Annotated in this window: 9 protein-coding genes; 1 reads left to right on the forward strand and 8 read right to left on the reverse strand. The window is 38.4% G+C overall.

Going from position 1 to position 6,251, the window contains the following annotated elements:
• Window positions 1-111: 111 nt before the first annotated feature.
• The 8 genes from moaC to H7O61_RS03720 all read right to left on the reverse strand — a co-directional run bounded on the left by moaC (window position 112) and on the right by H7O61_RS03720 (window position 5,420).
• Window positions 112-588 carry a cyclic pyranopterin monophosphate synthase MoaC gene (gene moaC, locus H7O61_RS03685; protein WP_033622398.1) on the reverse strand — a complete coding sequence of 159 codons (477 nt, stop codon included), beginning with the start codon at window positions 586-588 and terminating at the stop codon, window positions 112-114.
• Between the two features lie 9 nt (window positions 589-597).
• Window positions 598-1,128 carry a molybdopterin adenylyltransferase gene (mog, locus tag H7O61_RS03690; protein ID WP_001193335.1) on the reverse strand — a complete coding sequence of 177 codons (531 nt, stop codon included), beginning with the start codon at window positions 1,126-1,128 and terminating at the stop codon, window positions 598-600.
• A gap of 12 nt (window positions 1,129-1,140) precedes the next feature.
• On the reverse strand, window positions 1,141-1,578 hold the full coding sequence (locus tag H7O61_RS03695; protein ID WP_187875173.1) for a molybdopterin synthase catalytic subunit: 438 nt from the start codon (window positions 1,576-1,578) through the stop codon (window positions 1,141-1,143).
• Window positions 1,579-1,800, reverse strand: a complete 222-nt coding sequence (locus H7O61_RS03700; protein WP_187875174.1) for a MoaD/ThiS family protein — start codon at window positions 1,798-1,800, stop codon at window positions 1,579-1,581. It lies immediately after the preceding gene.
• A gap of 49 nt (window positions 1,801-1,849) precedes the next feature.
• Window positions 1,850-2,428 (reverse strand): GTP cyclohydrolase II, encoded by a 579-nt coding sequence (ribA, locus tag H7O61_RS03705; RefSeq protein ID WP_000825048.1) that lies wholly within the window; start codon window positions 2,426-2,428, stop codon window positions 1,850-1,852.
• Between the two features lie 88 nt (window positions 2,429-2,516).
• Window positions 2,517-3,263 (reverse strand): DUF3943 domain-containing protein, encoded by a 747-nt coding sequence (locus H7O61_RS03710; protein WP_331459582.1) that lies wholly within the window; start codon window positions 3,261-3,263, stop codon window positions 2,517-2,519.
• 179 nt (window positions 3,264-3,442) lie between these two features.
• The gene (locus tag H7O61_RS03715; protein WP_187875176.1) at window positions 3,443-4,477 is read right to left on the reverse strand and encodes a bifunctional 3,4-dihydroxy-2-butanone 4-phosphate synthase/GTP cyclohydrolase II; all 1,035 of its coding nucleotides are present in this window, start codon (window positions 4,475-4,477) and stop codon (window positions 3,443-3,445) included.
• Between the two features lie 97 nt (window positions 4,478-4,574).
• A complete protein-coding gene (locus tag H7O61_RS03720) occupies window positions 4,575-5,420 on the reverse strand; it encodes a glycosyltransferase family 25 protein (RefSeq protein ID WP_187875177.1) in 846 nt (281 codons plus the stop codon).
• A gap of 81 nt (window positions 5,421-5,501) precedes the next feature.
• Between H7O61_RS03720 and H7O61_RS03725 the strand changes: the two genes are divergently transcribed.
• Window positions 5,502-6,122 carry a M48 family metallopeptidase gene (locus tag H7O61_RS03725; RefSeq protein ID WP_187875178.1) on the forward strand — a complete coding sequence of 207 codons (621 nt, stop codon included), beginning with the start codon at window positions 5,502-5,504 and terminating at the stop codon, window positions 6,120-6,122.
• The last annotated feature ends 129 nt before the right edge of the window (window positions 6,123-6,251 follow it).

Here is a 6,251-nt window from a genome sequence, read left to right on the forward strand (position 1 = left end):
TCCTTGATTGTAATATTTTAGACTTCCATAACAACAAACACGAAGCAACCAACACGCTTTTGTTGTCAAAATGTTATTTTACCCTAACATCTTTAGATTATTAGTTTTTTTCTATTTTTTAGCGTTATAATCCCCGCTTTTGCCTCCACTCTTATGTTCCAACATCACACCGCTAATTGTCATGCTCTTATCAATGGCTTTCACCATGTCATAAATGGTTAAAAGCCCTACGCTCACACTCATTAGCGCTTCCATTTCTACGCCCGTTTTAGCTTGAGTTTTGACTCTCGCATAGAGTTTAAAACTGCAAGTCTCTTTTTCTTCTAAAATATCAATATCCACCCCATTGAGCATGATTGGATGGCACATGGGGATGAGCTCGCTTGTCTTTTTAGCCGCCATGATCCCAGCAATAATAGCGGTTTGTAACACCGGACCCTTTTTAACGCAATGATTGATAATAGCGTCATAAGCCTCTTTATTCATGCTGATACGACCGCTTGCTAAAGCGATTCTTTCGGTGGTTTCTTTATCCCCTATATCCACCATTTTAGGTTGATTTTCTCCATTCAAATGAGTGAGCGGCATTTTTTTATCCTATTGTTTGGGGCGAAACGCTTGAATGTTTTTTTCATTCACTTGCATGTAATTCCCTAAAATCAAATCCACGCAATAAGGAATCGCTGGAAAAACCGCTTCTAAACACTCTCTAATGCTTTTTGGCTTCCCAGGAAGATTAATAATCAAACTCTTATTCCTAATGCCAGCGCTCTGGCGCGATAGAATCGCTGTAGGCACGTATTTTAAGCTAGTCATTCGCATAAGCTCTCCAAAACCAGGAAGCATTTTTTGGCACACTTTTTCTGTGGCTTCTGGGGTTATATCTCTTAAAGCAGGGCCTGTGCCTCCTGTAGTAACGACTAGATCGCATTGGTATTCATCGCACATTTTAATGAGCGATTTTTCAATCAAATCCCTTTCATCAGCGACGATTTCGTAATGAAATTCCAAAGGATTGAGCAGATATTCGCTCAACACTTCTTGTATTGCCTTCCCGCTTAAATCTTCATAAACCCCTTTTGACGCCCTATCGCTCGCGCTCAAAACGCCTATATGAATCGTTTGCATTTTAACTCCTTTTTAAGCTAAAAGCCCACTCCCTTTTAAAGGGTGGCTTCTTTCTTTGGCATAGATGCGTTCATTATCAATCAAATCGTATTTCCAGATAGGGGCGTTACGCTTAAAATCTTCAATAAAATCTTGGTATAGTTCTAAGGCATTTTTTCTATTCTTTCCCATTAAAACGCATAAAAATGAGCTTTGCCCTATCAAAACATCGCCCACGCTGTGCGCCATTTTTAACACCACGCCCAAGTCTTTGGCTTTATGGCACCATTTTTCAAACCAAGTCTTTAATAGCGCCTCATAAATATCAAAACTCAAGCCTTGAACGTTACCCTCTTCCCTCACAATCCCCACAAACACACAAAACGCTCCAAAGTTTTTCATGCGAGCTTCTTCTTGGTAGTCTTTCAAAAGCTTCTCAGTATCTAATGCCCCTTGAACGATTTTTAACACCTAGCCCCCACAAACCGGTGGCAATAAACTTACCACATCGCCATCTTTTAAAGGCGTATCCAAATTGTCTATCAGGTGATCATTAAGGGCTATCGCGCAAACGCCCAACCACTCTTTTAAGCCCTCTTTCTCTTGTAAAATCGCCCTTAATTCCTTTAAACCGCTCGCTTTGGTGAAAAAATTTTCTTCTTTTATGGGTCCAAAGAATCGCACTTCTACCATTATCTTACCCCTATATTGCGCCTTTTTAAAGCTTATTTTAAAAGAGTTTTCACAATAAATGCCCCATTTTGAGCTTTTTGACTTCCAAATACCCTTGATTGTGCTCATTAGCGCACACGATCAAGCTCTCTCTTGTAACTTCAGCGTATTTTTCTAAAGCGGCAATTTTTTTAGGGTTGTTTGTGAGTAAGCGCATTTTTTTAATGCCGTAATATTCTAAAATTTCACCCGCAACACTATAATCCCTTTCATCGTCTTTAAACCCTATCATTTCATTGGCTTGAATGGTATCATAGCCCTTATCTTGCAAAGCGTAGGCATTGACTTTATTAAATAGCCCTATCCCACGCCCTTCTTGGCGCAAATAAATCACTAGCCCCCCTTCTTTAGAAATCCTTTCTAACGCCATTTGCAACGCCCCCCCGCAATCGCATTTTTGAGAGCCTAGAGCATCACCCGTTAAGCATTCTGAATGCAAGCGCACTAAGGGGTTTTGAGAAAAATTAGGGGTGAAAACCACTAAATGATCTTTAGAGCCATTAGAACCCTTTTCTCTAAAACACTGGATACAAAACTCCCCAAATTGAGTGGGTAATTTGGCTTGGTTAGAAACTTCTAATCGTTTCAAGGATACTCCTAAAATTAGTTTTAAAACGCGTCTTTTAAAAAAAGGTATTCTATCAAAACTCTTTATAATTTTCTTAAATTTTAAATTCTTAAAATTTGTAAGTCAAATTCAAACCATTGGGGCTTAAATTAGAACGGATTTCATGTTTATTATAAATCCCTAAGGCTTCCCCAAGCCCTAAATCCCTAATGATAAAGCCTATAGGATCCATAAGGGCGATGGCTAAACGCCCTAAAAATAAAGAGCCAAACAGCTTGCCTTCGTTGCGTTGGATATAGCGCGTGAGCTGGTAAAACCCTTCCCCTAAAATGGAACCTAGTAAGGGCGTGATCACCAAATCCTGCCAGCTAGGCACTTCCACAAACGCTTCCAAGCCATATTCCCAAAAAAGCGTAGAAGTGATAAAAGAAAAAAACGCTGATGCCATCCAACCAAACCCAGCCATGCGAGGTTGCATATAATACATAGCCCCAAAATAAGGGTGCAAAATTTCATTGAAAATAAAACTATCGTTGTCCAGTTTTGGCCCCATGCGGACATTTTCAAACCAGCTTTTGACGCCAAACTTTTCTTTATCCCAATTCGTTACGCTCTCTGGCATGAGATACAACCCCACAATCCCTATCACCAAAGACACGCCCAAAATCCCTATGCTCGTGCCTAAATATTTCCAACGGCTATTTGGGGCATAAGGGATCGTGTTGCTCTTTTTAAACTTCTTTTTAAAGTGTTGCCAAATAAGATTTTTAGGGCTTCGTTTGAGCGTTTCTTCTAATTGAACGCTGTTAGCGTTTAAAAAACTACAGCCTAACCCCCAAATAATAACGCAAACTATCCAAATCTTTTGGAAGGTTTTTAGGAATATTTTCAATAATATTTTTAGGAATGTTTTTAATGAAATCAGCATAAACTTTATTATTACTCTCATTAGGTTGCAAACTTTATCGCTTGACTTAAAAAGAGTTTATTATATCTTAAAAACATTACAACACATTCAATAAAACTTAACAAGCCTCAAAGGCTAATCGTTTCTATAAGCTTAAGCCCAAACCCGCTCAAAGCCTTATACTGCCTGTCTTCACAAGAGCTTAAGAGCCTGAAATCCTTTATCCCTAAATTTTTTAACACTAACGCCCCAATCCCAAAATCTTTAACGATATTGTTTTGTTCAGAATGGGTGTTCATAAAGATCAAATAGCCCCCTTCGCGCTTCAAATATTCTAACGCTTTAAAAAACACTTCAAACGCGTCAGTCGTTAAAAAATCAAAATCCTCTTTGATAGGGTGGAAACGCACTAAAGGGGCTAAATCATGGGTTTTTGCGCCTTTAAACTTAAAAGCGTAATGGTTTTTTTGCTGGTGGTCTAAAAAAGTGTAGCATTTCGTTTGGTGTTTTAAAAATTCCTTTTCTTCTTGGCAAAACATTTTCAATAAACTTTCATTTTCCAAACGATAGCTAATCAAATCAGAAACATAGAGGGTTTTAAGGTTGTGTTTAAGGGCAAAGTCGCTCAAAAATTTATCCCCCCTTCTCGCCATAGAGCCATCTTCTTTCATGATTTCACAAATCACGCTCACGGGCTTTAATCCAGCTAATTTGCACAAATCCACGCTCGCTTCCGTATGGCCCGTGCGCGCTAACACGCCTCCATCTTTTGCAATCAAAGGGAAAATATGCCCCGGGCGCACAAAATCGCTCGGTTTGGTGGTGTCTTTACACAACAATTCAATCGTTAAATGCCTTTCAAAAGCAGAAATCCCGGTTTTGGCTTCTTTAGCGTCAATAGAAACCGTGAAAGCGGTCTCATGGTTAGAATCATTCACGCTAACCATAGGGGGCAATTCAAATTTTTTCGCTAAATCTTTGGTCAAAGACACGCAAATCAACCCCCTAGCATGCGTGGCCATGAAATTGATTTTCTCAGGGGTAGAAAAAATCCCAGCTAAAACCAAATCCCCCTCATTTTCTCTGTCTTCATCGTCCATGACAATGAGCATTTCGCCATTTTTATACGCCTCTAAAGCTTCAGTAACTCGTTTTAAGATCATTCTAACTCCCTAAAGTCTCATTCCCCCTAGTCTAATTCAAATTAAAACTTAATTTAGATTATAAAAACAAGAAATATAGCATGTTTAATAACGATTATCACTTGATTATATGATTAGGAAAAAACGATTTCAAAATATTCCATTGTTGAATCGCGCTTTTATGTAAAGAACGGCCAATCCTGATGCTTAAAGGTAATTTTTTAGGCCTTTGTTTTTCTGTGTTGGAATTTTGAGTATTCATCCCGTCGCAAGCAATCGCAAATTCTTCTAACACATAGTTTTTGACCCCATGCCAATAATGCCTATCCATCACGCAATCTATAGGCATCACCCATTCTTTCGCACTGTATTTCAATAATTTTTGCGCGGCTTTGGGGGCTAAAACATACCCTTGAGTGCCAATGCCATCTTTAAAATGTAAGATTTGAGAAACCCCTTTAACGGGAGTTTTTTGTTTAGCCACATTTTCTTCTAAATGCATCAAACGGATATAGCCTAATTCGTTGATGTGTTTATCACAAAACTCCAAACTCTCTTTAAAACGATCTTTTAGGGTTATATCGTCTTCTAAAATACAGATCGCTTCATTGAGTTCTATGCATTTTTGCCACAAGGAATAATGGCTCGCATAGCACCCAAGCTCCCCAAACCCCATCCTCTTCCCGCAATGCTTGAGCGCGTAAAAGAAATTTTTTAACGCGCAAGGGGGGTGTTTTTTATTTTTACAAAAAGCCAATAAATCTTCAACCATAAAAGAAGGGTGCAAATGCTCTAAAATCAAGGGGTGTAATTGAGTGGGAGAGATTTTAGAATAGATCGCATCAAAAATTTCATAAGAGATCCCTTGAAGTTTAAGGCTCTCTAAAAGGGGGGTTATATGAGTTTCTTTTAAAGAAAAATTTTGACAGGTTTTTGGGCTTAAATGAATAATAAAAACACGCATGTTAGCCTTAATTCTTAATACAAATAAAATCAATATTAAACAGACTTACATTCTAGCGCAAATTTTAGTAAAATACGCATCATGTTAGATGATATTCCTATTACCATTCAAAAAAGTAAAAAAATCAAAACCCTGAGCTTGAATATCACGCCCTCTTTGGAAGTGATTCTCAAAATGCCTGATTCTTGCCCTCAAGCCAGAGCGAACGCTTTTTTAAAAGAACAAGAAGCTTGGCTAAAAAAAACCCTTTCAGCGATGCAAGAAAAATACTCCCTTTTACACTCGCACCTAGAAACCTATCAAAACAAAATCCTCATCTTTGATGAGGTCAAAAACGCCAACGATTACACCCTAACAGATCTTAAAAAAATCTTAAAAACTTATTTGGAGCAGAAACTCCCCTTGATCGCTCAAAAAATGCAAACTTCATACACCCATTTTAGCATTAGAAACAACGCTAAAGTTTTGGGGAGTTGCTCTTATCATAACCGCTTGAGTTTTGCTCTTTTACTGGTTTGCGCCCAAAAAGAAGCGATTGATTATGTCATCATCCATGAGCTAGCCCACACGATCCACAAAAACCATTCCAAAAATTTCTGGCGTTGCGTTCAAACCTTTTGCCCTAATTACCGCGCTCTAAGAGAACATTTAAAACAAAATATCATTTTTTACGCCCAACTTCTCAAAACATTACAACCCTAAAAGTGAATTACCCAACCGCTAAAGCGATTGGGCTTTTTCTTGCTTCATAGCTCCATAACTAGCTAGATCTAATATGTTGCCATATTGAGAACTAACCCCGTTAGAGGAAGCTCCACAAGCTTTGATACG

The sequence above is a fragment of the Helicobacter pylori genome, assembly GCF_014496965.1.
GTDB classification, from domain to species: domain Bacteria; phylum Campylobacterota; class Campylobacteria; order Campylobacterales; family Helicobacteraceae; genus Helicobacter; species Helicobacter pylori_CZ.